General features: G+C 55.2%; 17 protein-coding genes and 1 pseudogene. 13 read left to right on the top strand and 5 right to left on the bottom strand.

The annotated features are described in order from the left end of the window. The 3 genes from H5P30_RS14085 to H5P30_RS14075 all read right to left on the bottom strand — a co-directional run. The coding region (locus H5P30_RS14085) for a transposase (protein ID WP_185691982.1) at nucleotides 1-353 on the bottom strand (353 nt) is incomplete at its 3' end. Between the two features lie 184 nt (nucleotides 354-537). Then, nucleotides 538-1314: an integrase core domain-containing protein gene (locus tag H5P30_RS14080; protein WP_185693574.1), complete on the bottom strand. Its 777-nt coding sequence runs from the start codon at nucleotides 1312-1314 to the stop codon at nucleotides 538-540. A gap of 78 nt (nucleotides 1315-1392) precedes the next feature. Continuing rightward, nucleotides 1393-1713 (bottom strand): helix-turn-helix domain-containing protein, encoded by a 321-nt coding sequence (locus H5P30_RS14075; protein ID WP_185693573.1) that lies wholly within the window; start codon nucleotides 1711-1713, stop codon nucleotides 1393-1395. Nucleotides 1714-1979: 266 nt separating this feature from the next. Here H5P30_RS14075 and H5P30_RS14070 point away from each other — a divergent pair, with 266 nt between their 5' ends. The 8 genes and pseudogenes from H5P30_RS14070 to H5P30_RS14035 all read left to right on the top strand — a co-directional run bounded on the left by H5P30_RS14070 (nucleotide 1980) and on the right by H5P30_RS14035 (nucleotide 13582). Next, complete coding sequence (locus H5P30_RS14070; protein WP_185693572.1) at nucleotides 1980-2723, top strand: hypothetical protein; 744 nt, start codon at nucleotides 1980-1982, stop codon at nucleotides 2721-2723. A 39-nt stretch (nucleotides 2724-2762) separates the two neighbouring features. Next, nucleotides 2763-3515: a LamG domain-containing protein gene (locus tag H5P30_RS14065; RefSeq protein WP_185693571.1), complete on the top strand. Its 753-nt coding sequence runs from the start codon at nucleotides 2763-2765 to the stop codon at nucleotides 3513-3515. A gap of 41 nt (nucleotides 3516-3556) precedes the next feature. After that, on the top strand, nucleotides 3557-6529 hold the full coding sequence (locus H5P30_RS14060; RefSeq protein ID WP_185693570.1) for a sugar-binding protein: 2973 nt from the start codon (nucleotides 3557-3559) through the stop codon (nucleotides 6527-6529). A gap of 3 nt (nucleotides 6530-6532) precedes the next feature. Further along, nucleotides 6533-7801 (top strand): annotated as a pseudogene (melA, locus tag H5P30_RS22835) (alpha-galactosidase); the annotation flags it as partial. A gap of 913 nt (nucleotides 7802-8714) precedes the next feature. After that, complete coding sequence (locus tag H5P30_RS14050) at nucleotides 8715-10307, top strand: FAD-dependent oxidoreductase (protein ID WP_221774368.1); 1593 nt, start codon at nucleotides 8715-8717, stop codon at nucleotides 10305-10307. Then, nucleotides 10304-11014, top strand: coding sequence for a type II secretion system protein (locus tag H5P30_RS14045; RefSeq protein ID WP_185693567.1), 711 nt, complete (start codon nucleotides 10304-10306; stop codon nucleotides 11012-11014). Before H5P30_RS14050 ends, H5P30_RS14045 begins: the two co-directional genes overlap by 4 nt. A 93-nt stretch (nucleotides 11015-11107) precedes the next feature. Then, nucleotides 11108-11998, top strand: coding sequence for a helix-turn-helix domain-containing protein (locus H5P30_RS14040; protein ID WP_185693566.1), 891 nt, complete (start codon nucleotides 11108-11110; stop codon nucleotides 11996-11998). Between the two features lie 261 nt (nucleotides 11999-12259). After that, on the top strand, nucleotides 12260-13582 hold the full coding sequence (locus H5P30_RS14035) for an amino acid permease (protein WP_185693565.1): 1323 nt from the start codon (nucleotides 12260-12262) through the stop codon (nucleotides 13580-13582). Between the two features lie 300 nt (nucleotides 13583-13882). Here the strand turns inward: H5P30_RS14035 and H5P30_RS14030 are convergent, their stop codons facing one another. After that, nucleotides 13883-14866 (bottom strand): LacI family DNA-binding transcriptional regulator, encoded by a 984-nt coding sequence (locus H5P30_RS14030; protein WP_185693564.1) that lies wholly within the window; start codon nucleotides 14864-14866, stop codon nucleotides 13883-13885. 200 nt (nucleotides 14867-15066) lie between these two features. Here H5P30_RS14030 and ptsP point away from each other — a divergent pair, with 200 nt between their 5' ends. The 4 genes from ptsP (at nucleotide 15067) to H5P30_RS14010 (ending at nucleotide 21735) form a co-directional block, all read left to right on the top strand. Then, nucleotides 15067-17529, top strand: a complete 2463-nt coding sequence (ptsP, locus tag H5P30_RS14025; RefSeq protein ID WP_185693563.1) for a phosphoenolpyruvate--protein phosphotransferase — start codon at nucleotides 15067-15069, stop codon at nucleotides 17527-17529. A gap of 21 nt (nucleotides 17530-17550) precedes the next feature. After that, nucleotides 17551-18546 (top strand): 1-phosphofructokinase, encoded by a 996-nt coding sequence (pfkB, locus tag H5P30_RS14020; RefSeq protein WP_185693562.1) that lies wholly within the window; start codon nucleotides 17551-17553, stop codon nucleotides 18544-18546. A 40-nt stretch (nucleotides 18547-18586) separates the two neighbouring features. After that, the gene (locus H5P30_RS14015) at nucleotides 18587-20341 is read left to right on the top strand and encodes a PTS fructose transporter subunit IIC (RefSeq protein WP_185693561.1); all 1755 of its coding nucleotides are present in this window, start codon (nucleotides 18587-18589) and stop codon (nucleotides 20339-20341) included. A gap of 134 nt (nucleotides 20342-20475) precedes the next feature. Next, nucleotides 20476-21735: a carbohydrate porin gene (locus H5P30_RS14010; RefSeq protein ID WP_185693560.1), complete on the top strand. Its 1260-nt coding sequence runs from the start codon at nucleotides 20476-20478 to the stop codon at nucleotides 21733-21735. A gap of 244 nt (nucleotides 21736-21979) precedes the next feature. On the opposite strand, the gene H5P30_RS14005 is transcribed toward H5P30_RS14010, so the two are convergent. Next, nucleotides 21980-22876 (bottom strand): helix-turn-helix domain-containing protein, encoded by an 897-nt coding sequence (locus tag H5P30_RS14005; RefSeq protein ID WP_185693559.1) that lies wholly within the window; start codon nucleotides 22874-22876, stop codon nucleotides 21980-21982. 98 nt (nucleotides 22877-22974) lie between these two features. Here H5P30_RS14005 and nagB point away from each other — a divergent pair, with 98 nt between their 5' ends. Then, complete coding sequence (gene nagB, locus H5P30_RS14000; RefSeq protein ID WP_185693558.1) at nucleotides 22975-24879, top strand: glucosamine-6-phosphate deaminase; 1905 nt, start codon at nucleotides 22975-22977, stop codon at nucleotides 24877-24879. Nucleotides 24880-24881 lie beyond the last annotated feature (2 nt).

Raw genomic sequence — 24881 nt, 5'->3', positions numbered from 1 at the left:
TTTTTTTTGAACTCTTCCACGTCATCATACCCGGCACGTTCGCAGGCTATCTCCAGGAATGACTTCTCCACTTCACTCGCAATAAACTGATCGGCCACGGCCTTCTCCAATTGCTTTACACGCTCGCGCAGGCGCTTGAGTTCTATCTGTTCTTCTGGCGTTTCCACACGAACTACCTTGGGCAACATTGAGTTCTTTCCAAACTCTTTCAGCCAGCCATGGATCGTCCGTGTTCCGGATATCCCGTAGTGACGACGGGCCTGCGTGATCGTCTCAAAACGACCATCCTCTAATTCCCGGACCACTCGCAACTTGAAGCTTTCGCTGTAGCGTATCGCACTTTTTGTTTTCATCGGTTTTCCTTTCTTTTGCAAAAACCGACAACCTATTTCAGGTCGGGACATCCATTTTCAATGTTTAATGTTTAGCGTTGGATGTTCGCCGGTCGGATCAGGACATCCTTTACACTTTTGGTTCAGGACATGGGTTACACTCCTGAGGTGCCGCATTGGAGAGGTTGTTCTTGTTAGTTAGGTTTTACGAGTAGTTTTGCTGTGGTTTGCAGACGGTTTCACCGGGGTGGCTAGCCACCCCGGTGAAAGAGGCTGAAGAGAGTTCGATGGTTCCGATTCTAAGCTTGGCAAAATATACCTCAAAGCGGTCGGGGTCGATAGGCTGCAAGCCGACAGACCAACCAGCAAAGGCTGTGCTCAGCCTGATTTGGATGCCGTCTACTCCGATGACGCCGGTGCGATGCACTTTGCGTCTCAGCATGCCTGGATAATCTATATCTGCGGGACTGTCCAGATAGGCTCTAGGACTTTTTGCGTAGACTTCGGCTGGAAAAGCCATTCCCAAAGACTCATGAGGACGCTCCTCATTGAAGGTTTTCCGCCAGATGTCGAAGGCCGCCTGTTGAGCCCTTGCATCGGCATCGGCACAGCTCTGGAGCTCGTTGCTGATATCCAGATGCATCCGTTCGTGTCCTCCATTGTCTTGGGGCTTTCCGGGACGGCCCCGTTCCAGATCGATGCCCAGTGCTACCCACCAAGCCGACAGTCGAGTCAGTCCCAGAATGGAGCGGTTCGAGGCGAACGGGGGACCATTGTCACTACGGATCGCCTCCGGAAGCCCGTAGATCCTGAAGATCCGTTCAAAGCACATACGGATCGTCTCGGTCCGGGCCGATTCGACCGCCCGGATATCAAGCAGGTAGCGGGTGTGTTCATCGCGCACAGTTAAGGGCTCGCAGCGCTCACCGTCTCGGGTGTGCCACCAGCCCTTAAAGTCCACAGTCCATACCTCATTGGCCATCGATGCCTTACGCCCCGAGGTGATCCGCCCCGTCTGGTCGTTTCTTTTGCGTCTGCGTTTCGTTACCCAGCCGCTTCTTTAAAAGACCCGCTTGAAACTGCTCAAGGAAGCCACCTCCCCATAACTGCGACGATACAACTCGTGGATCTTCTTCGGACCCCAGTGCCGATGTTTTTCGTGGAGGCGGTTGATCCGTAGGATCACACGCTCCTGCAGTTCATTGGGGCAACTTGACGGCCTTTTGGACCGATCTTCCATTCCCTTCCCACCGTCGCGAAGATAACGAGCTTTCCATTTATATCCAGTTGGTCTGCTGATCCCGTATTCCCTGCAAAGCTCAAGGAAGTTTACTCCTTCTTGGAGACTGCGAAGGGCAAATTCTGTTCGTTCGTTTATCATGTTCGTTTCTTTCCACGGCATCGTGACCGATCAATGTGATCAGCTCCCCCTGCCCAGAAAGTGTAAACCATCTCCTGAACCCGGACCCGCCATCTTTGTGGCCCGGGCCGCAGGCGGGCCGCCTGTGCTACTTTGGGGTGGGGGAGGTGTGGAAAAAAGATAAGATTTTGTGTAATTTTGAAAAGTGTTCCCGCTTGTTCTCCGAAGGGGGGCGCCTATTGTTTGAGTCGTTAAGACACCTCAACTAACCCTCAAAAATTATCCTAATGAAAAATTCAATTGCCTCAGCCTGCGTTTTGTTCTCTTCCCTTTCCGCCTCGGTTGCGGCGACGATTCCCTACCAAGATAACTTCCAAGAAACCACCGTCGGACAAGATCCCGCGGGTTGGGCTGAAGGAGGTGCGGGTGCATGGACCATCGCATCGGGTGGGTCTGGTAATATCTACCAGAGCACGATCTCCGGAACCACCGGCGCAAGCACTACCGCGGTGCAGCTTACGAATCTCGTAGGAAGTGATTTTGAGATCTCCAGCAGTTTTCAAGTTTCGGACATTTCTTCGGTTTTAAATATTGGTTTTGCGAGCTTTGGCGCCGTGTCCAGCTTTGGAAACGGTCTCTATCTCGCCGATATTAATCGCGGTGGTGATATGCGCATCGTCAGCATCTTCGGTGGCACGACAACCGGATTCACCGGTGATACCGGTACTCTGGGTACTGTTTTGAATACTACCGATACTTACGAGCTTACACTTACCGGTAGCTACTCCGGGGCCACACTTACCTTGGATTTCACGGTTTTCGATGGGACGAATTCGACGACGATCACTGCTACGGACACGACGCCGCGGACTGGTGAATATTTTGGACTTCGCGTGAACAATGCCGCGACATCGGATGCTCTTGTTGTCGGATTCAACGATTATGCAGTAGCCGTCCCCGAGCCCGGATTTGCGGGATTGATGATCGGATTCTTGACCGCTGGATTTTTGTTAATCCGTCGTCGGCGCTGAGTGGCCCGGATGCTTTTCGATCTTGAAATGGAGCGTTCCATGATTACGAAAATTTACAAAACTATCGGCCTCTTGGCCTTGTTCGGTTCTTCCGTGTGCACGGCAGAGGATTTCACCGAAGGTATGATCGCCCGTTGGACCTTTAACGATTCCGGTGCGAACCAACTGGTGGACGATCTCAATGGCTTTGAGCTAACCGCAAAGTCACTGCCGGGATACGACCTTCCCGACCTCACGGCTGAAGGTGCCGTTCAACTGGAAGCGGGCCAGTGGTTGTTTTGCCGTGAGATTAATTCGAAGGCCTACCCGGAAATTCAATCATCCGGCGTGACGCTATGGGCGCGGATGAGATTCGATAATCGTGGAGACGGCCACACTGCCTTCCCACTTGGACTTATGTCAAAAACGACTCCGGGGGATTGGAGAAACATGAGCCTTACCGTGGTGAGTCGCCCGGTGGAGGGCGAACCGGCGTTGAGTTTTTTCGGGACCATCGGTTCGGAGCGAACGGATTTCGGTGCGGGAAATCGAAGTTTGGTGCCCCCGATCGGTGAGTTCTTCGACCTTGCCGTTGTTTTTGACGAAGACACCGAAACCATGAGTCTCTATTTGGACGGTGAGGTGATATTCGTTCGAAAGCCTTACATTGATCCGATCAGTGATTTTACTTCTCTCGGTTTGGGGCAATTAATGTCGGCCGGTGCGATCGAAATGACCGTCGATGAAGTTCGGGTTTATTCGTTCCCTGTGGGCGAGGACTGGCTCGGTGAAATCGGCGCCGTAGGGCAGTGAAGAAGTAGGCTCGGGAAACCCTTAACCGATCAGTTTTTATTATGAAGACTTGCAAGTGCATTTGGCCACTTGCCTTGGTTTCACTTTCCCTGTTTTCAGAGGTTAGCGGAGCGGACAGGCTGGTTATCGAAGATTTTGAAGATGTCGGAACCTGGCGTGCGCGTCCGCTGGAGGGGATGCCGCCAGAGGCTTGGTTTTCCGGTAATACCTATCTGGCTGCTTCCCGCGAGCAGGTTTCCTCGGGAGACTATTCGGGCGAGCTTCGGTATTGGTTTGCGGGGGACGAAGGGCCCTACCTGATGTCGCTGGAACGCGAGAAGGCCAGTCGTAAGAGCGCGTTCATCGACGAGATCGGGTTCCAGGCGAATACGATGGGTCAATCTCTGGGGTTGGCGTTTCAGATAGAGGACTCCCGAGGAAACTTCTTTTACACGAAGGAGATCGGCCTCGATTCCGCTGACTGGCAGGAATACTCGTTGCCCCTGAACGGGGATACGGTTCCGGATTTCAAGTCGCTTCGTTTTCCAGCCGTTGTACGCAAACTGATGCTGAGCAAGGAGAGCCCGGGACGCGGGGTGATCTATATCGATGACCTGGCAATCACGGGTCGGTTGAGTCGGGCCAATCGTTTGGAGATTCGACCGGTTCTGCGACCCTTGGCGAGTGAGCCCGGCGAGCCGATACGCCTTGATTACCGCATCTTGAACGCATCTTCGAGCGAGCAAACCGGAGAGCTCAAGCTGGCCTTCGGCGAGGTTCGGGGCGGGGCATCGAATCAGCTTGAAACCTCGTTCACGGTCGCTCCGCATGATGAAACAGTGGCCTCCTTCGTCTTGCCGTCGATGCCCTTGGGTGCTTATCGGGGACACCTACTGGCCAAAACCGGAAAGTTGGAGACCCGTTATCTTGATTTCTTTGCGGTCTTCGAGCCCAACGGGGGGCGGATCAATCGAGAGCCGATGTGGTTCGCCGTTCAGGATTTTTCCAGTTGGCAGGGTCCGGCTGAGAATGCGCTGCATATCGAGTGGATGCAGGAGCTGGGAATCGATTTGGTCCGGCTGATGGCAATCGGTGACTGGTTGGAGGTCCGAGAGGGAGAGATCTCGGCTCAGGACTACAAGCGTATGATGGACGATTTGGGAGAAGCCGGCCTCGATGTTTTTCTTCTCTACGCGGACGCCGTGCCGGGCTGGACGCAGGATCAGTTTGTCTGGAGGCAGCCTCCGGATGATTACGAGGCTTTTGGAGAGCACGCCCGCCGACTCGGTACGTATTTTTCTCAGGTCCCGAATTTGAAATACTTTGAGTTTTGGAATGAGCCGGACCTCGAGTTCTTCCACGGGGATCTGGAGGACTATCAAAAGATGCTATCCACTTTCTATCGGAATTTTAAGGATACTGCTCCCGATATTCCGGTCATCAGCGGTGGCTTGACGGTCATTCATCCGGCCGAGAAAGAGGGTTTCTCGGAAGGAGTGATCAAGAGCACCTCTAGCTATGATATCGCGGGGTTCCATAACCACGGTTCTGTTTACGATTACGCTACGCGCAACGAGCTGGTGGAAGCATGGCTGGACGAAGTCGGTGAAAACCGAAAGATCGCGAACACAGAAGCGGGCTCCCGGAGTCAGTACGATCTGCAGGGTGCTCTAGCCCAGGCGGTGACGCTCGTGCAGAAGATTACTTATGCGAAATCGCGTGAATCATCGGAATTCTATGCTTGGTTCACGCTGCAGGATTACTGGGACATGGACCGGAAAGCCGACGATTCACTCGGGTTGGTAACTTCGGATAACCGCCCAAAGCCCTCGTTTGTCGCCTATAACGAATTGATCCGGCGGCTTGCGAACACCACTCCCGAGGGGCAGATCGACCTCGGCCCGAATGTGACCGCATACGTTTTTCGTAAGACGGAGGATGGCCGTTACGTTTATGTGGCATGGCCCATGATCGGGCGGGGGAGCGCGCGTTTCTGGGTCGGTGCCGAGGGCGACTACCAACGGGTCGACATGTTCGGAGCGAGTGAAACCCTGGCAACGAGTGAGGGGGCTCAGATGGTCAGTCTGAAAAACGAGCCGATCTATCTGGTGGCGATTGATACGGATGACCCCCTTGTGCCCAGCACGAATGATGATGCCCTGCTGGTTGTTCCGGAGTATGTTGTCGGGAGAGGGGATCTCTCCATTCCGGTGGAGATTTCGAACCGCTGGGAGGAGTCGATCGAGTGTCGAATCGAAGTCTTTTCCCCGGAAGGAGAACTCATCCAGGAAAGGGTGGAGCAAATCTCATCTGTAATGGGTCGGGAAGTGGAAGTTCCACTGGGAGAGGACCTTTGGAAGCCTTTCGGCGGGGAGGTCTTTTCGGTAAAGGTGACGCTGAGTGGACCGGTCGAAAAGTCCGTGACCTTTCCCGTCGAGATCCGTCAGCCCTACCTCATTAATCCCGAAGGAGAGCCTCTTGAAACCATTCGTTTGGATCAGGCCGGTGATGTTCATGACTTGTTTTACGATCCATTCCGGGCCCAGTGGGGCGGAGCGGATGATCTCTCCCTGGAGGCGCGCATCTCTCACGATGGCGATCAATTGCTCTTTGATATCGAGGTGACGGACAGCGAGTATGTCGAAGCTTGGGATGCGTCGAAGCTATGGATGGCGGATAGCGTTCAGGTCGGCATCATGACAGAGGGTGGGGACCAAACCGAACTGACCTTTGGAAGAGTCGATGGCGAAGCGATTATCTGGTCCGACATAGCCCGCGAGGATGAACTCAAAGGACGTTGGCCGGACGAGGAAGGGAAAATTTCGATCGAACAAAATGGTGATACGACCCGTTACAAAGTGTCGGTCTCTCTCGCGAGCCTTGGGATCGACCGCGACGCGGGCACTCAGACAATTCGGATGGCGATGGTTTTGAATAACAACAACGGAGAGGGCCGTGTGCGTGTCATGAAGTGGCATGACGGCATTGCCGAGCGCAAGGACCCTGACGCCTACGGACATGCGATTATAAGGTAAAAGATGAGGATTGCACTGATAGGAGCCGGATCGGTCGTTTTTGCGAAGAACTTGCTGAGTGATATCTTTCAGTTCCCCGAGCTGGAGAACTCGGAGATCTGCTTAATGGATATCGATCCGAGTCGTCTCAAGGTCGCTGATAAAATGGCCAGGCGCCTGGCTGCAGCGATTGGTGTTTCGCCGGTGATTCGATCGACCCTGGATCAGCGCGAGGCGATTCGCGGCGCAAAATATGTCATTTGCACGATTCAGGTCGGAGGATATGAACCGGGAACGGTTATCGATTTCGAGATCCCCAAAAAATACGGCCTCCGACAAACGATAGCGGATACGATCGGCGTAGGGGGGATCTTTCGAGGACTGCGAACCATTCCGGTTATCAACAAAATCGCCCGCGATATTGCGGACTATGGGGCTCCTGGGTGCTTGTTGTTGAACTACACCAATCCGATGGCGATGATTTGTTGGGCGGTTGACAAGAGCGTTGGTATTCCTCACGTGGGCCTTTGCCATTCGGTGCAAAGCACCTCCAAACGCCTGGCAGCCTACGCAGGGCTCGACTACGAGGAGGTAACCTACCTAGTGGCGGGTGTGAACCACATGGCCTTCTTCCTGAAGTTCGCTTACAAGGGAAGAGATGCCTATCCGCTTCTTTTTCGAAAGCTCAATGATGCGGAGTTCGGTGAAGATCGGGTTCGATTCGAAATGATGAGGCGGTGCGGTTATTTTGTTACCGAATCCAGTGAGCATCAGAGCGAATATCTGCCTTACTTCATCCATCATGGGGAGAAGGTTGTTAAGCAATTCGATATTCCTCTGGATGAGTATCTGCGCAGATGTCAGGGGGTGATCGAAACCTGGGAGGCGACGGAAAAGAAGTTGCTCGGCGAAGGAGGTTCTATGGAGGTCCCGCGTCGTTCCCACGAATACGGCTCTTCGATAATTCATTCCTGTGAGACGAATTGCCCTCGCACGATTTACGGAAACGTTCCGAATACGGGGCTGATTGAAAACCTGCCGGAGCGCTGCTGTGTGGAGGTGCCTTGCCTGGTTGACGGCCAGGGGGTTCAGCCGGTTCACGTAGGAACGTTGCCGCCGCAGCTGGCCATGTTATGTCAAAGCAATGTGCAGGTGCAATCGTTGGCGGTTGAGGCTGCGATGACCGGCAAGCGTGAGCATGTTTACCATGCGGTTATGGCGGACCCGAATGCCGCGTCGACCCTGACTCTGGATGCAATGTGGAAGATGTGCGACGAGTTGATCGAGGCCCATCAGCAGCATGGGTTGCTCGGAGATTTCGAGCCGGTCGTGCGGAATACGGGTCGTTCGTCGGAAGGCCTGGAGAACATCACCTTGGTCTGGATCGAACGGGTGGTGAATGATAGCGATCATGTACGGATACGCTGGGAGAATCCGCTGGCGGAGAATCCTGAGATCGAATTTTCATTGGTGCTCATCGGATGGGGAGGAGAGGTGTTGCAAAGGCAGTCCGTATCCGTTCAGCCGTCGGTCATTGATGGGAACGAGCTTCTGGTATCGCTGTCTTTTCCGGAATCTCCGGAAGAAGGTTTTAAAGTTGTCGCCGAGGAGGTTGCCGACTCGGTCTTGGTTGTGGATCTTTCAGTGCCTCCACGTCGGCTGATTGGCGGAGAAGAGTCCGAAGCCCGGTTCTGTGTAGAGCTCGACGGAACGCCGGCGGTGAGCGGATGGATCGAGAACCGGGGAGAGGCTCTCGCTTTGGAATTTTCGGTGGACGATTCGAACATTTTGATTGGGAAGCTTCCGTGGAGCGGCTCCTCGCTGGAACTGTTTTTCGCTCCGGCGGAAGGCGGTAGCGGGTTTCAGGTGATTCTGGTCCCGGGGAAGGGGGAGGAGCTTTCGCCCAAATTGGTTGATGCGCAGAGTCATGAAATCGAAGGAGCAGAGCTCGAGCAGGAAGCGGCCGGTTCGGGCTACCAAGTGAGGGTGGTCGTGCCCAAGAAGAGTCTAAAGCTCTCTCCGGATGCCGATTCGTTTCTGTTGGATTGTTATGTGAACATCAACGCGCTCGGAGATGCTCATAGTGGAGGGCGTTCGAGCCTCAGCGGAGGCTTCAACGCCCATTTAGGGGCGCACGAATATTCTCTCGTCACCTTGGCGGCGATAGATGGAGGAGATCCGAACACTTCTCGTTAAATGATTTATGATGAAAACTCCGAAATACTACACGCCGGAAACTGATTTGCGAAAAGGGGAGGCCCTCAGCTGCGACCTTTGTATCTACGGTGCGACATCAGCCGGAGTTGTCGCAGCGATTGAAGCCAGGCGTCAAGGGCTCACGGTTGTGCTGTTGGCACCGGGAGATCATATTGGAGGAATGACGACGGGCGGTCTTGGGTTTACTGATTTTGGAGATAAGGCCATCATCGGCGGTATTTCCCGCGAGTTTTATCGCCGCCTCGGCGATCACTACGGAGTCGAGGAGGAGTGGCGGTTCGAGCCCTCGGTGGCTTCGAAGGTTTTCGACGGGATGATGCGGGAAGCCGGCGTCTCCCCCATCCCTAAACAGTACCTTGCCGACGTTGAGATGGAGGAAGAATCTCTGAAGGCAGTGCTCTTGGAAAGCGGTCTAAGAGTCGAGGCGGGTATGTTTATGGACGCCACCTATGAAGGTGACTTGATGGCGAAGGCGGGTGTCCGTTATACCGTCGGGCGTGAACCCAATGACTGTTACGGGGAATTCTGTAACGGAGTTCAGGTGCGCGAGCATCACCAGTTTTTGCTCCCGGTATCTCCCTATCGGGTTCCGAATGATCGCCGTTCCGGGTTGCTCCCAGGGATCAATGAGGCTCCGCTGGAACCTCAGGGTTCCGGTGATCATAAGATCCAAGCATACAATTTCCGGCTGTGCATGACGCAGGGTGACGGTCGGGTACCATTTCCAAAGCCGGATGACTACGACCCCGAGCGTTACGAATTACTGGGGCGTTACCTGGATTCGGGCTGGCGGGATCTATACGAGAAATTTGATGCCATCCGCGGAGGAAAAACGGACACAAATAACCATGGGCCGTTTTCTTCTGACTTCATTGGGGGGAATCATGCTTACCCGGAGGCCTCCTTCGTAGAGCGGGAGGAGATCTTTCAATCGCATGTCAGTTACCATCAAGGGCTCTTGTGGTTTATGGCCAACGATGATCGCGTTCCGGAAGACGTTCGGGCTGGAATTAGCTCTTGGGGTTTGGCCGAGGATGAATTTACGGGAACGTCGAACTGGCCTCCCCAGCTTTACGTGCGTGAGGCTCGTCGGATGGTCTCAGACTACGTGATCACGGAGATGGATTGCCGGGGAATCGCAAGGGCCGAGGATGTCGTCGCCTTTGGGGCTTATGGGATGGATTCGCACAATTGCCAACGGATTGTGGTCGGTGACCGGGTCTTGAACGAGGGCGACGTTCAGATATGGGTGAAGCCGTATCCCGTTTCTTATCGATCGTTAATTCCATCGCGAGGGGAGACGAAGAATCTTCTCGTTCCCGTTTGCTTGAGTGCTTCGCATATCGCTTATGGTTCGGTTCGCATGGAGCCCGTTTTTATGATGCTGGCTCAGGCTTGTGTTCTTGCGGCGAAATTGTGTCTCGCACAACATTGTGCAGTGCAGGATCTATCTTATTCGGACTTGAGAAGAGAGCTGCTTTCTGTCGGCCAGATTCTTGATCTCGAAAATTCTTCTGAGAAGAAAGAATGGCTCGCAAATGAATTCTATAAAATCAACCCCGAGAACGCATTGCTAACATGAAGAGAAACCATCAAGGATTTACGCTTCTGGAACTGCTGACGGTCATTGCGGTCGTCGCGATCCTCTTTTCCATCACAGTCGTCGCGGTCGGAAAAGTGAGAGAATCCGCAAATACGACGAAATGTGCATCGAATTTACGTTCGCTGGGTCAAGCATGGCTCGCTTACGGGAACGAACACCAGGGAGCTTCGCTTCCCTACCGCAATCCGGATGGGGGCTCGACGAGTTGGATGCTCCAGATATTGCCCTACATCGATACGGACAGTAACGTCTTTACCTGCCCCAGTGCCTCGGAGCCCCAGCCGAGTTTTGGAATCCCGGGTTCGGCGGACCGCGGGTATCAATGGTGGATCAATATGAAGAAAGGTTTCGTGAACTGTGGTTACGGAATGAACTTCTATTGGTATTCCGACCCGGAGAATCTGGGAACGGGCGCCGATTCCTCCACGTTGCGGAACAAGTTTCCCCAGACGAGATTCACTGATCTGGACAAACCTCTTCCGGTTTTTAGCGACGCGACTTGGCCTGATTTTCGAAGGGATTCCGGAGTTCCCAGTAATTTTGAGGATCCGGGCACCCATACCTGTGCAATCGAGCGACATAAGAATATTGGTACCAATATGGTGTTTTCGGACGGTAGTGTCCGCTTAGTCTCCATGGATGAGCTGTTCACGAGCGTTCAACTGTTCCCGAGCGAATCATTATAATCGTGTCGGCTTGATTTGATCCCTCTGGATTCTGCGCTCTTGCTTAAAAATTTCGTTTCAGCACCATCAGGCCCATCCTCGGTGGGTGGATCTATGTCGTTTGTAGGCAAAGACAGTGTGCCAATGCATCAGTGGGCAACTCTGCAGACAGAGTTGCTCTGGGTGTATGATGGGACCATCGAACACCTGGCGAATCGTAGTAAGAACGATCATCAGAATGCCTATTGGGTTTGGCTGGTGCGCAAGGGGTTTGCGAGAGTTTCATCAAAGGATACGGAACTCATCGCACAACCCAATCAGTGGCTATTAACTCCGAATCGCGTCAACTTCCAAGAATTCGGATCCGGAACGCGGATTCTTTCAGTCCACTTTCGTGCTCAGTGGCCGAGTGGAGAGAATTTATTCGAGGAAAAGGATGGGCTCGTGATCGACGCGGGGGAGTGTCCCGTGCTGGAGCGTTGTGCGGTCTCGATGCAGAAAGCTGCGGCGAGGCACTTTTCCCACTATCATTCGACGGCTCGGGCACAGATCATCTACCAGAATGTGAGTTATGAAGGTTTTTGGTTGTTACAACGCCACTTTCTGCGATGGATGACCGCGTTTACCGATGTGCTGCTCGCAAAAGGATACTCTTTCGCGGAGACGGGTGCTTATGATCCGAGATTGTTGAAAGCAGTTCGCTCGTTGCATGAGGCTCCGTTGAATAAGAGCTTACCGGAAACGCAAGTCCAGCAGTTGACGGGTCTTAGCCGAGCCCGCCTGGACTACCTTTTCGTGCATCATTTTGGCATCAGTATGAGAGAGTATTGGAATCGCCTTCGGCTGCAGTCGGCCAAACACTGCCTGGCCGATACCCAGCTTATCATCAAAGAAATTTCCTATCGATTGGGATTTAAACAGCCTTCTTATTTCACCAGGTGGTTTCAATCGCAGGCGAAATGCTCGCCCCGGGAATATCGCAACGAATTCAGTTCGAGAGCTTAGGATTGAATGCGGAGTTTGTCGGCTTGGCGATGTATGGGCTCTTCTACGGAGCCTTATTCCACTTCGCTTCATTTCTCGCGTGACGACCAGACGGTCTGCGGATTGTAATCCGCCTCGGAGGAAGAGTGGAACGGGTGTCTCGATTCGGGGAGGAAACAGACACAGGCGGGCCGTCCGTGCTGCGTCTGTTTTTGGGTGGGCTTTTTTCTGATTTAGGCACGAAAGTTTCTCTGCGCGGGTGAACCTGATGATTTGGGAAATATGATTGTTGCCTCTTCGAATCGGAAAATGGGCCTCTTTGGCGCGACCATGCTGGTCACGGTGAATATGGTCGGGACGGGGATTTTCTTGCTGCCGGTCAGTATGGCGTCTTTGGGCTCGGCTTCGATTCTCGGGTGGGTTGTCGCTTCGCTGGGGGCGGGGTCCATCGGGCTGATGTTTGCCTTCCTCGGATCGACGAATCCGCAGGCTGGCGGACCTTATGCCTACGCGCGGCAGACGTTTGGGCCGTATCTGGGATTCCAGACGAACTACGTCTACTGGACGGCGAATTTGGTGGGGAATGTGGCGGTGGCGGCAACGGTGGTCGGGTATTGCACGGCCTTTGTTCCGGCGCTGAAGGATCAGACCTGGACCGTCCTCGCTTCGATTGGGTTCGTTTGGGTGGCGACGATTCTGAACATCATGGGGCCGAAGGTGGTCGGGATGTTGACGGGGTGGACGACGGTTGTCGCCATGGTCCCGTTGATCGCGGTGGCGACCTTGGGGTGGTTCTGGTTTGATGCGAAAACGTTCATGGACGGGTGGCTGCCGAGTGGGGAAACGACGATGACCGCGATATCCTCGAGTGCGACGTATGCCCTCTGGGCCTTTATGGGGGTCGAGAGTGCCTCGATCTCGGCGGGGGTGATCGAAAATCCGAAAAAGAACGTGCCGATCGCGACCTTGCTGGGTTTAGGCGTGGCGACGGTGCTCTACGTGAGCACTTGCACGGTGCTGATGGGAATCATTCCGGCGGCGGAGTTGGCAAAGTCTGACGATCCGTTCTCCGAGGCCGCGCTTCAGGCGGTGGGTTCGGTCGGGGCTCTCGTCATCGCCGGTGCCGCCATTCTCAAAGCCGGCGGATCGTTGGTCGGGTGGACGTTGACGATCTGTCAGTCGTCGCACGCGGCAGCCGAAGACGGGGTCTTTCCGAAGATCTACGGTCGGACGGATCGGCGGGGGATTCCGGTGTGGAATCTCGTCATCTCGGCGATCTTGATGTCGATCATCATCGTGGTGACGGCCTCACCGACGTTGACCGAGCAGTTTAACCTGATCATCGACGTCGCGATCATCCTCAACCTGTTGCCCTATCTCTACTGTGCCGTGACCTTCCTCTTTGCGGTGCGGGAGGAAAAGATGGTGGGGCGGAAGAAAGTCTTCGCCCTGATTATCACGATTCTCGCCTGCGGCTATTGCCTCTGGGCCTTGATCGGCTCGGAAGTGCGGCTGGCGCGCGATTCGATGATTCTCCTCTTCCTGAGCATTCCGCTTTTCCTGATCTTTTATCGGGAGAAGGGGCCGGAGTCGGGAGGCGTTTAGGAGGGCGAGGTCGAAATCGCTACGTCGCTCTTCGAGCTATGAATGGCGCGGCGCCATTTCGCTCCGCTGTTTTGAGTTTTGGAGAGGAACGACGAGAGCCGCTTCTATGCGTGGGATGGGAGGTATTCCGGATTCTTGGGAGGATTTTCGAAATCGCTATCGCGCTTCCGCTCCGGTTTTTGGAAGTTTCGGAGAGGAACGGCGAGAGCCGTTTCTATGGATAGGCTGGAAGGAGCTGAAGCCACCTCCCCACATTGGATCCGTGGTGTGGCTTTCTAGTTCTTGGTGGGAAACGAATCGCTATCTCGCCTCCGCTCCCCGGAGCGACTCCCGTTCAATCAATTCGCCTTGGAGGCGGATGTGGGACGCGGTGCGTTTGGGGTCCTTCATCCGTTTGCGGAGAAGGTCGTAGGCGGTTTCGCCGATCATGTCGGTCGGTTGGGAGATGACGGTGATCCGGGGGGTGACGAGGGTGGACCAGGGGAGGTCGTCGAAGCAGCCGAAGCCGATCTCGGTGCCCGATTCGTTCAGAGCCTCGAAGGCACCTGTCGCGATGAGGGCACTACTGCAGATCACGGCGTCGGGCTGGGGGCGATGTTGGAGAAGGCGGTCCATGGCTTTGCGGCCTTCCTCTTGAAAGGCGGCTGGGCGCTCGATCGCGAGGGGCTGGAGGTTGGCTGCTTTCAGGGCCTCGCGAAATCCCTTGAGGCGCTCTTCGGCGGTGAAGCTGTTGGCGCCGAAGAGACCGGCAATCTTCCGATAGCCTTTTTGGATGGCCAAGGTGGTGAGGCGCCGTGAGGCTTCCGCGTTGTCAATGAGGACCGAGTCGAATTCGGCGCTCACCTGTCGGTCGACGGTGACAATGGGAATGCCCTTTTTGCGGAGTTCGCGCAAGGGGGCGAGGGCATTGCGGGTGGGGGAAATGATGATACCGGCGACTTTCTCTTGGAGCATTTGATCGAGGTAGTGGGCTTCCTTTTCGGGGTCTTCATCCGTATTGCAGATGAAGACATTGAGACCTTGGGAATGGGAGTGTTTTTCGATGGCGCGGGAAAGCTTTCCAAAAAACGGGTTTTGGATGTCGGAGACAATGAGGGCGAGAATGCGCGAGTGGCGTTCGCGGAGTCGTTGGGCGACCCGGTTGGGGCGGTAGTCCAGATCGTCGACGGCCTTCTGGACCCGGGCCCGGGTGGCTTCGCTGATGTAGCCTTTATTGGCCATCATGCGTGATACGGTTGCGGTCGAGACGCCCGCGCGTTGGGCGACATCCTTGATACTGGCCATGTTGTTAAGGTTTTGGGGTTAGGTAATCGATTAAACCCCTGAATAGAAAATCTTTCATGGATTAAGTCTATGAAAAACAAGGGGATGGTATCTCTATTGATTTGGTTTTTTCGGAAAATTGTCAATAAATCCTTGCAATATATGTAAACGATTACATGTTTAGTTTTGTAATTTTCGTATAACCCCAACTGACTACCCCCATGCTTGAAATTGCACCCTCGGATATTCGCCTCGGTCAAACTTTTGCCTCCAAGGAGGAGGCTGTGCGCGCTGTGGCCTCTTTTCTCGCCGAACTAGGAGCGGTTGAGGAAGAGTACGCGAACAGCATGCTGGCCCGTGAAAAGGCAGCGAACACGTACTTGGAGAATGGAGTGGCGATCCCGCATGGTCGACCCGAGGAAGCGAACCTGATCAAACAGACGCGAGTGGTTCTCCTGCAGGTGCCGGAGGGGGTGAAGTGGAAAGGTCGCGAGAAAGCACGTCTCATTTTTGGGATTGCCGCTCGAAGCGACGAGCACATTGGACTCCTCGGGCAGCTGACCTCGGTGACGGCGGACGATGAGCTGGCTGATCGGCTGGCACGATCCACGGATGCGAACGAGATTGCGGAAGAGCTGAAGAAGAAGCCGGAGGATCTCGATGCAAATGCGGCGGAAGACTTTACGGGTTTGCGGAAGGTGGTGGAGTTCACCAACCCCAGAGGATTTCACCTCCGTCCCGCAACCCAGTTGGCCGACGCGACTGAATGCATGGATGGGAAACTCTCCTTCGTTGTCGATGGCAAGGAGGCGGATGCCCGGCGCGCCATGAGCATTGTCGGTCTCGGGATTGGCCCGGGGAGTCAGATCGAGATTCGATCTGATTCGGTTTACGCCGAAGATCACTTGGACCAGTTGAGTCGCTTGGTGGAGTTGATCAACGAGGAGCCGGAGGAGGTGAAAGAACGCTCGGAGCGGCGGCTGAATTGGCAGCCTATTCAAACCGAGCATTCGGAGATCATTGACGGTGCGACGGCGGCCCCGGGGATTGCACTGGGCCCGGTCGTTCGATGGGAAGAAGCCCTTTCCACTCCCAAGGAGCGGCAGCGGGGCGATGATGAATCGGAACGGGAAGCACTCCGCCTGGCGGTGGACAGTGCGGTGCAGACGCTCCGGGAGCTGGCGGTGGACGAGCAGATGAATCAAGTGCAGTGCGATCTCCTCAATGCCCATGCCGGATTGATCTCAGACGAAGCTCTTCTCGCGGAGGCCATGGATCAAATCGGTCCAGATACCGATGCCTTGGCCGCTTGGGATGCTGTGGTGGACGGCAAAGTTACGCAGATGGCGGCTTTGAAGGAGGCCAATTTAGCTCAGCGGGCGGTTGATCTCAAGGATGCGGGTTCCCGAGTGAGCCGGATTTTGATGGGCGAGAGTCACGAAATCTTGTCGGGAGTGACGGAACCCTCGATCCTCATCGGGAAGGATCTCGAGCCTTCGGACGCCGCTCAGCTGAATCAGTCGAAGGTCTGTGGAATCTGCCTGGAAGAGGGGAGCCCGAATGCCCACGCGGCCATCGTTGCCCGTTCTCTGGGGATTCCGATGCTTGTGGCGGCCGGAGCGGGGATTGAGTCGGCGAACACCGGAGATTCCGTTATTCTCGACGCAGATGGTGGGCGCTTGATTTTGAAGCCATCCTGCGAGGATCAGGAATCGGCCTGTAAGGCGCTGAAGGAGATCGATCTTCACCGGAAGCATGCATGGACCGACCGCTTCAAGCCGGCCATCACGATGGATGGTCATCGCGTTGAGGTCGTTGGCAACATTTCCCGCGTGGTGGAAGCGGAGGACGCCTTGAAAAGTGGCGCCGAAGGTGTCGGGCTGGTCCGGACTGAATTCTTGTTCCTCGACCGCGATGAGCCTCCCACTGAGGACGAGCAATACGAGAGCTACAAGGCGATGGTCGAGTCTCTCGACGGACTGCCAATGGTGTTGCGAACGATCGATATCGGCGGAGACAAACCGGTAGACTATCTCGGGTTGAATCAGCGGGATCTCTCATTCCTGGGCCTGCGAGGGATTCGTATCGGTTTGGCGCGACCGGATCTGGTGACAACCCAGCTGAGGGCGGTTTATCGGGCGGCCTCTCATGGGCCGATCAAATTGCTCTTTCCGATGATCGCGACCTCCAACGATTTTCGGAGGATCCGTCATCTGGCAGAAACGGTTCGCCAGGAAGTTGGCGGGCCCCGCCTCGATCTCGGGGTGATGATTGAAGTCCCCTCGGCGGCCATCATGGCTGCGGATCTGGCCCGGGTGGCAGACTTCTTCTCGGTCGGGACCGATGATCTTACCCAGTACGCTCTGGCGGTCGACCGGACTCATCCCTTGTTGGCCAAGCGGGCCGATGCTCTTCATCCCGTAGTGTTGCGGTTGATTGACCAGGCCACTCGGGCCGCGCATGAGGCGGGGAAATGGATTGGAGTCTGCGGTGGAGTTGCGGCAGATCCCAAAGGGGCGCAAATTCTCACCGGGCTGGGCGTTGATGAGTTGAGCATGCCCCCGTCGGTCGTTCCCGGGATTAAGGAAAAGATCCGGAATTCGCATTTTGAAGAACTGCAAGAGTTGGCGCGTCGCGCCCTGGAACAAGAAGACGCGACAGCGGTTCGGCTCCTCCCTCTATAAAAATCTCTGCCAAGGAAACCTATGAAAACCATCGACTTTACGACCATCACTCTCAATCCCGCGGTCGACCATACCCTGTTTGTGGATGGAATGACATTGGGGAGTGTAAATCGAGCGATTGACTTCCAGCGGCAGGCGGGGGGCAAAGGAATTAACGTGGCAACCATGCTGGCCCTGGGTGGCGCTACAGTCGCGGTCTCCGGGTTTCTCGGGAGAAACAATCCTTCGATTTTCGATCGGCATTTTCGGGATCACGGTCTCTTGGATCATTTTATTCGCGTCGGTGGAGAAACCCGAACGGGAATCAAGATCGTGGATACGAAGACGGATGAGACGACTGATATCAACTTGAATGGGCCGGCGGCAGCGGAATCCCAGCAGGCGGAGCTCCTTGCCAAGGTGAAGGAGTTGGTTCGCCCGGGGAAATGGGTCGTGATCGCCGGAAGTATGCCAAAGGGGGTTGCCCCCGAGTTCATCGGAGAGCTGATCCGGGTCGTCCATTCCGGGGAGGGGCTGGTGGCAGTCGATTCCAGTGGTGCAGCTTTAAAAGCGGCGATGGATGCGGGTGCCGATCTGGCCAAGCCGAACGAGCATGAGCTCGCCGAATATTTTAATAAGGATCTCCGTGATTTTGATGATCTGGTGCATGCGGCTCGCTCTTTGCAGAAAGAGAAAGTTGCAAACCTTGTAGTCTCTCTCGGAAGTGAGGGCGTTCTGTTTTTGACCCCGGAGTCCGAGTGGAAGGCTTCGGCTCCGAATGTGAAAGTGGTTTCTACCGTAGGAGCTGGAGATTCGATGATGGCGGGATTCCTTCGAGGCCTCGCCGATGGAGAGACCCCCGAGGACTGTGCAAGAATGGGCACGGTCTACGCGTGGAATCGCTTGGAGAGTCTCCTTCCGAAACTTCCTTCCGGCAATGTGTTGAAGTCGCAAATGCGGCAAATCGCAGTTCAGCCGCTGACGGAGGCCGAGGCCGAAGTTTCCTCATTATCGGGCGGTGGCCCACGGCAAAACTGATTTTTTATCTCTTCAGAAATTCTAACCCCAAACCCCAGCTATGAAATCGTTACTCGTCTTGATTCAATCTTCGGAGAATGCCCCGGTGGCACAGCTCGCGAAGGCCGCTCTATCAGCGGAGTTATCCACAAAGGAAATTGATTATTCAGTCATCTGTGAAGAAGACATCGATTTTCTCTTGAACTGGAAAAAGTTCGGAGAGGAAAGAAGTGCTCTGATTCTTGCGGCACCCTTAGCTCCGGAGAAACCGAGCGAAGTGGAAGTGCCTGTTTGCACGGTCGCGTTGCCGAGGCTCGCAAGGGAAACCCGTTCGGTTTTGGGGCAGCTCTTCCCCAAGGAAATGGGAGTGAAAGAGGAGGATAAAGCCACCGACTCTGGAGGAACATTTCTCGTCGGAGTTACCTCCTGCCCCACGGGGATTGCGCACACGTTCATGGCGGCTGAGGCGCTGCAGCGCGCAGCCAAGGCGATGGGGTATGAGATGAAGGTGGAGACCCGAGGATCCGTCGGGGCCAAAAACGAGCTCACCGAGGAAGAAATCGAGCGGGCCGATGCCGTGGTGGTCGCCGCCGACGCCAACGTCGAAACCACTCGATTTGCTGGGAAGAAGCTTTTGGAGACCGGAACGAAAGCCGCGATCCACGATGCGAAGGGGTTGATCAATCAGGCGCTGGCCCTCGAGGTGGAGCCGGCTGGCGCGAAATCTTCCATGCCCGGAGGACTCAAGCGTCCTCCGAAAAAGGCGCGGACCGGAGCCTACAAGCACCTGATGACCGGGGTTTCCCACATGCTCCCTCTCATTGTCGCCGGAGGTCTTTTGATCGCTTTGGCTTTTGCAGTCGGAGGAATCTACGCGGGAGAAGAAGAAGGCACCCTGGGTGCAGCGCTGATGCAGATCGGTGCAAAATCAGCCTTTGCCTTATTCGTTCCCGTCCTGGCCGGCTATATCGCCTACTCGATTGCGGATCGCCCGGGGCTGACTCCCGGTCTGGTCGGCGGAATGCTGGCCGTGCAGTTGGGCTCTGGATTCTTGGGAGGGCTCGCGGCAGGGTTCCTCGCCGGTTACCTGGCCCTTTGGTTGAATCGAGCCATCAAGCTCCCCGACTCGCTTCAGGGGCTGAAGCCGGTTCTGATTCTTCCGCTCCTCTCAACACTGATCGTCGGGTTGGCTATGATCTATGTCGTCGGACCTCCGGTGAAGGTCGTTCTCGAAGCTTTGTCGGGATGGTTGAGCAACATGCAAGAGGGCAGTGCGATTACCCTGGGGCTGATTCTCGGTGGAATGATGGCCTTCGATATGGGTGGGCCGGTGAATAAGGCGGCCTACACCTTTAGTATCGGTCTCTTGGCGACGGACATTTACGGACCTATGGCCGCGGTCATGGCGGGCGGAATGGTGCCACCTCTGGCCTGTGCGGCCGCCGCTAACATTGCTCGAAGCCGATTCACTCCCGAGGAACGTCAAGCCTCCAAGGCGACCGCAGTGCTCGGGCTCTCTTTCATCACGGAGGGAGCGATTCCCTTTGCGGCCGCGGATCCATTGCGGGTGATTCCCTGCATGGTCCTTGGGTCGGCGGTAACCGGAGGGCTCTCCATGTATTTCGGATGCGAACTGGTCGTCCCCCATGGAGGAATCTTCGTCATGCTCATCCCGAATGCGATCACGAATGGTCTCGCCTACCTAGGGGCCATCGCCGCCGGATGTGTGGTTTCCACCGTAGCGCTTTGTTTTGCCAAGAAACCCTTGAAAGCGGAGAAAAGCGTTTCCGCCTCGAGTGTGCCCTCAGCGGCTTAGTTCCCCATCTGTCTCCCATCGTTTCTCCATAAACTCTTCGGCCTCGTCCCAAGAGCGTGGGGGGACCTTCGAAAAATTTCACCGGGGCTGCTGTCCCTGACCCTCAAAATATCTCGTAAAACCTACTATATCCCATGAATGCAAAACCTACTTGTTCCCTAATCCTATCCGCTTTGCTTCTCGCGGCCTCGGCCTCGATGGGCTATGAGAATTATGATCCCTACGAAGACGAGCCTTACAGTGACCGATTGACGGGTGACTGGGGAGGCTATCGCTCGAAATTAGTCGATGAAGGCGTGGAGGTCTTCGCTTACTTTAACGCCATTTATGCCGGGAACGTTTCCGGTGGATTGGAGAAAACCAGTGATTTCGCGAGTGACAGCTTTTTCGGCGCGGAGTTCGATCTCGAGAAGTTGATCGGCTGGGAGGATACCGAGTTTGTCGTGTCGGGAATCTACCGACAGGGTGACGATCTTACCGAAGCGATCGGGAGCCAATACAGCGTCATGCAACTGGTCGGCGGTCAGACGATCTTCCTCTACAACGTGACGCTGGAAAAGCTCTTTCGGGACGGGGATATCTCCGTGAAAGGCGGGCGGATGACGGCGACCGATGACTTTGTCGGTTCTCCTTACTATGGCTATTCGCTGAACAATGCGGTGAACGGGCAGATCCGGGCGGTTCTCTTTGACGGGGTCATGACCTCTTATCCTTATGCCGTTTGGGGTGGACGCGTTCGGGTAAATCTTCCCCAGGATAGCAAAGTTCAGGTCGGGGTTTTCCAACTATCTCCGGATATGTTTGATCCCGATAAGCATGGGGTGGATTTGAACATTGGCAGTGACGACGGAGTCTCGATCTTCACTCAGTATGATTGGACGCCGGAGCTCGCCGGGAAACCTTTCCGGTTCTATGCGGGGGTGAACCAAACCTTCGGATATGACATCGACGAGTTCAATTCCGACAGCACGACCGATGCTTTTACCCGGTTCTACATGGGCACGGATTATCAGGTTTATCGGGAGAGGGAAGAGAGTGATGAAGGACTGGTCCTTCTCGCAACCTTCGCCTATACCGCCCAGCAGGAAGTCGCCATTGTGCCAATTCAAAGCAGTGTGGGCGCCAACTACAAAGGTCTGCTTCCCGGACGTCCCGATGACCAAGCGGTTCTGTTCTTCACCTATGGTCAATTCAGTGACGACTATTCGGATCAATTGGTCGCCGCCGGGGGCGCGAGTGTGGACAATGAAATGGTGCTCGAAACCGGATATCGGGTTGCCATCACCGACTACATTTATGCCCAACCAGATGTCCAGTATATCATCAATCCGGGCGGCACCGGCGATATCGATAACGCCGTCGTCCTAGGAGTTCAGTTCGGCGCAAGGTTCTAGTCAGGAAGTCATCATCATTGAAGGGCTCTGGATCGAAAGATTCAGGGCCCTTCTTTTTGGGGGAACTGTCATCGACGAGGCGCCGATGCTAGCGGATCCGCCGTAGCATCGAGCCTTGCTCGATGACCGACAGTTCGTTGGCGTCATGAGATGTGGCGATGATGAGGCTTTTGGTTATCGGAAGATGAGGAAGACTCCCATGAGTCTGAGGAAGGAGAATGCGGGGCGTACCCGACGGGGTTGGCTAGTTTTCCACCTTTTTGGGCTGGTGGCTCTCGGGGGAATGGGGAGTGAGCGATCGCTTTAACTCTCGCGGGGTGAGTCCGGTTTCGCGACGAATGAAGCGGGTGAAAACGGAGAGGGAATGGAAGCCGCAACGTTCGGCGATCTGGCTGAGGTTGTCGGAGGAGCCGTTCATAAGTTCCATGGCGCGGTGGACTTGGTAGTTGGCGCGGTAGCGGCGGAGGCTGACTCCCGTTTGTTCTTGGAAAAGAGTTCGCAGGCGTCGTCCGGAGAGGTTGAGTTGTTCGGCAATCTGCTCGACGGACCCGTTGTTGTGGATCGATTGGATGAGCAGCTGCTCCACCTGGGTGATCCATGAGGACTTTCCGGAGGTCGGCGTGGAGATCGGGCGGATCTGGTTCTCTTGGACCAGCTGCATGAGGAGGAGATCCAGCATGGGGAGAGCCGTGGCCCGTCTGGCCGAGTCGGGTGAGGTCCAAGTGTTCGCGATATCGGACCAGAGTTGAAGGGTGGTGGGCTTGGGATTGAGAACTCGATAGTCGAGCCCGGGCAGTTGGGTCCCTCCAGCTCCTAGGTCGAAGGTGATGAAGAGCCAGCAGAGACGAGTTTTCTCCAAGTTGATGTAATGGTGAAACTGGAAGGGGCGAACGAGAAGACCTTGACCCGGTTTGAGTGATAACTCCGTGCTGTCGACGATGACGGATCCGGCGGTCTCGATCGATAGCATCAAGACGTGGCGGTGGTGGGATTGATTGGAAAAGTTGTTCTGTTGGAGACTCTTGTCGCGGTTTCGAAGGAAAACGATGAGGTTGCGGGTGCGCGGGCGGTAGGGGGCGTCGAGTCCTCGATAGAGGTTATCCGGTTCCTGTATGGAACGTGGAAAGGTGTCTAAATTCATCGTTCTAAGGATCGAATTTCCGAATATGTCAAAAATTTGCCGTAATTGGCAAATTTTTATTCCTTTTGATTCGGTATAGTAGGAATCACTGAACGACCATGAACGAATTTACCGAAAGAGAGCAGATCACGACGAACATCTATGAGGATGCGGACCGGGCTTGTGGGTTCGTTGCTGACGCCATTGAGCGTTTGCTGCGCGAGCGGCAATCCCAGGGAAAGTCAGCAGTTCTCGGTCTGGCGACCGGGTCGACTCCGGTGCGGTTGTACCGGGAGCTGATTCGACGTCATCGCGAAGAGGGCCTGAGCTTTGCCAATGTGGTTACGTTCAATCTGGACGAGTATTACGGTCTCGAGGGAACTCATCCCGAGAGTTATCGCCGTTTTATGCAGGATCAGCTTTTTGATCATGTGGATCTGGATCCTGAGAAGACCCACGTGCCGGATGGGACTGTGGAGCGGGAGGACGTTTTTGCCTCCTGCAGGCGCTACGAGGAGAAGATTGAAGAGGTTGGGGGCATCGATATCCAGATTCTTGGAATCGGGCGGACCGGGCATATTGGGTTCAATGAGCCAGGCTCAGGACCGGAGTCGAGAACTCGGTTGGTGACTCTGGATACTTTGACCCGTCGGGATGCCGCCCGGGACTTCCTGGGGGAGGAAAATGTTCCGCGGCACGCGATTACCATGGGGGTCGGGACGATTCTCGATGCGCGGGTGGTTTACCTCTTGGCTTGGGGGGATTCCAAGGCTGGCGTGATTTCCGAATCCGTCGAAGGGCAGCCGAGTGCGAGCATTCCGGCCAGTTTTCTTCAGCTGCACAAAGATTGTGTTTTCTGTGTCGACGGCGGCGCTGCAAGTCAATTGACGCGAGTGCGCTACCCTTGGCTGGTCGGTCCGGTCGAGTGGAGTCCTTCTCTCGTGCGTAAGGCCGTCACTTGGCTCGCACAGAAGGTGCAGAAACCTGTCTTGAAGCTGGTCGATGAGGATTATTCGGAGAATGGGATGGCGGACCTGCTTACTGAGAGGGGATCGTCCTACGAGCTGAATATCGATTTGTTCAATCAGACCCAGCACACCATTACGGGGTGGCCGGGAGGTAAGCCCGGGGCCGATGATACCAATCGCCCGGAGAGTGCGAGTCCGTATCCGAAGCGGGTCTTGGTCTTGAGCCCGGAGCCGCTCGATGATGTCAGCTGCATGGGAGGGACGCTTCACCGTCTGGCGAATCAGGGGCACGAGGTCACGGTGGCTTATATGACCTCTGGAAATCTTGCTGTTCCCGATACTGAAGTCCGCCGAACGATTGAGTTGATTATCGAGTTGGGCGAAGGTCATGAAGATCAGGCAGAAGTTTCATTTGCTCGCTGCGTGCAGAGACAGCTCGAAGAGAAGGGGCAATTTGGGTTGGATACCGCGGAAATCCGGCGTTTGAAGGGGTTGATTCGACGGGGTGAAGTTCGCTCCTCGGCTCTCATGCTTGGGCTCACCGTGGACCATCTTACCTTTTTGGACCTCCCGTTTTACGAGGAGGGGCGGTATCGTCGCTTCAATGTCGGGGAGGAAGATGTGAATCGAATGCATGCTTTGCTGGAAGAAGTGCAGCCTCATCAGATTTTCGTCACGGGTGAGAATCATGATCCCCTTTCGATTCCGGCTCTCTGCTTTGGGGTTCTTCGGGATGCTATGGAGAAATCCTCCGATTCCGAATGGCGTGCGAGTTGCAATGTCTGGCTCTATCGTGGGCCGGGAGGAGAGTGGGAGGCTCATGAAATTGATATGGCGGTTCCGCTTTCTCCTTCCGAGTTTGAGAACAAAATTCAGGGCATTTACCAGCATCAGTCTCAGCGGAGTCAGTCTCCTAGTCTTGCAAAAAATGGTGCCGGGAATACCTGGAACGTTGCGAGTGAGCTGAATCACTCCACCGCGCAAGTTTACGATCAGTTGGGCCTTCCGGAATACGAGGCGATCGAGGGATTTAAAAAGTGGAGCCTTAATCGATAGGA

Source organism: Puniceicoccus vermicola (genome assembly GCF_014230055.1).
Classification (GTDB): Bacteria; Verrucomicrobiota; Verrucomicrobiia; order Opitutales; family Puniceicoccaceae; genus Puniceicoccus; species Puniceicoccus vermicola.
Note: the sequence above shows the minus strand (reverse complement) of the source record. Positions and strands in the feature narration are given on the sequence as shown.

Bases quoted from the DNA above. Each gene is read 5' to 3' on its own strand.
- H5P30_RS14075 (WP_185693573.1), bottom strand. From the start codon at position 1,713: ATGATAAACGAACGAACAGAATTTGCCCTTCGCAGTCTCCAAGAAGGA.
- H5P30_RS14010 (WP_185693560.1), top strand. From the start codon at position 20,476: ATGAATGCAAAACCTACTTGTTCCCTAATCCTATCCGCTTTGCTTCTC.
- nagB (WP_185693558.1), top strand. From the start codon at position 22,975: ATGAACGAATTTACCGAAAGAGAGCAGATCACGACGAACATCTATGAG.
- H5P30_RS14065 (WP_185693571.1), top strand. From the start codon at position 2,763: ATGATTACGAAAATTTACAAAACTATCGGCCTCTTGGCCTTGTTCGGT.
- H5P30_RS14005 (WP_185693559.1), bottom strand. From the start codon at position 22,876: ATGAATTTAGACACCTTTCCACGTTCCATACAGGAACCGGATAACCTC.
- H5P30_RS14040 (WP_185693566.1), top strand. From the start codon at position 11,108: ATGTCGTTTGTAGGCAAAGACAGTGTGCCAATGCATCAGTGGGCAACT.
- H5P30_RS14030 (WP_185693564.1), bottom strand. From the start codon at position 14,866: ATGGCCAGTATCAAGGATGTCGCCCAACGCGCGGGCGTCTCGACCGCA.
- H5P30_RS14060 (WP_185693570.1), top strand. From the start codon at position 3,557: ATGAAGACTTGCAAGTGCATTTGGCCACTTGCCTTGGTTTCACTTTCC.
- H5P30_RS14050 (WP_221774368.1), top strand. From the start codon at position 8,715: ATGAAAACTCCGAAATACTACACGCCGGAAACTGATTTGCGAAAAGGG.
- pfkB (WP_185693562.1), top strand. From the start codon at position 17,551: ATGAAAACCATCGACTTTACGACCATCACTCTCAATCCCGCGGTCGAC.
- H5P30_RS14080 (WP_185693574.1), bottom strand. From the start codon at position 1,314: ATGGCCAATGAGGTATGGACTGTGGACTTTAAGGGCTGGTGGCACACC.
- H5P30_RS14070 (WP_185693572.1), top strand. From the start codon at position 1,980: ATGAAAAATTCAATTGCCTCAGCCTGCGTTTTGTTCTCTTCCCTTTCC.
- ptsP (WP_185693563.1), top strand. From the start codon at position 15,067: ATGCTTGAAATTGCACCCTCGGATATTCGCCTCGGTCAAACTTTTGCC.
- H5P30_RS14045 (WP_185693567.1), top strand. From the start codon at position 10,304: ATGAAGAGAAACCATCAAGGATTTACGCTTCTGGAACTGCTGACGGTC.
- H5P30_RS14035 (WP_185693565.1), top strand. From the start codon at position 12,260: ATGATTGTTGCCTCTTCGAATCGGAAAATGGGCCTCTTTGGCGCGACC.
- H5P30_RS14015 (WP_185693561.1), top strand. From the start codon at position 18,587: ATGAAATCGTTACTCGTCTTGATTCAATCTTCGGAGAATGCCCCGGTG.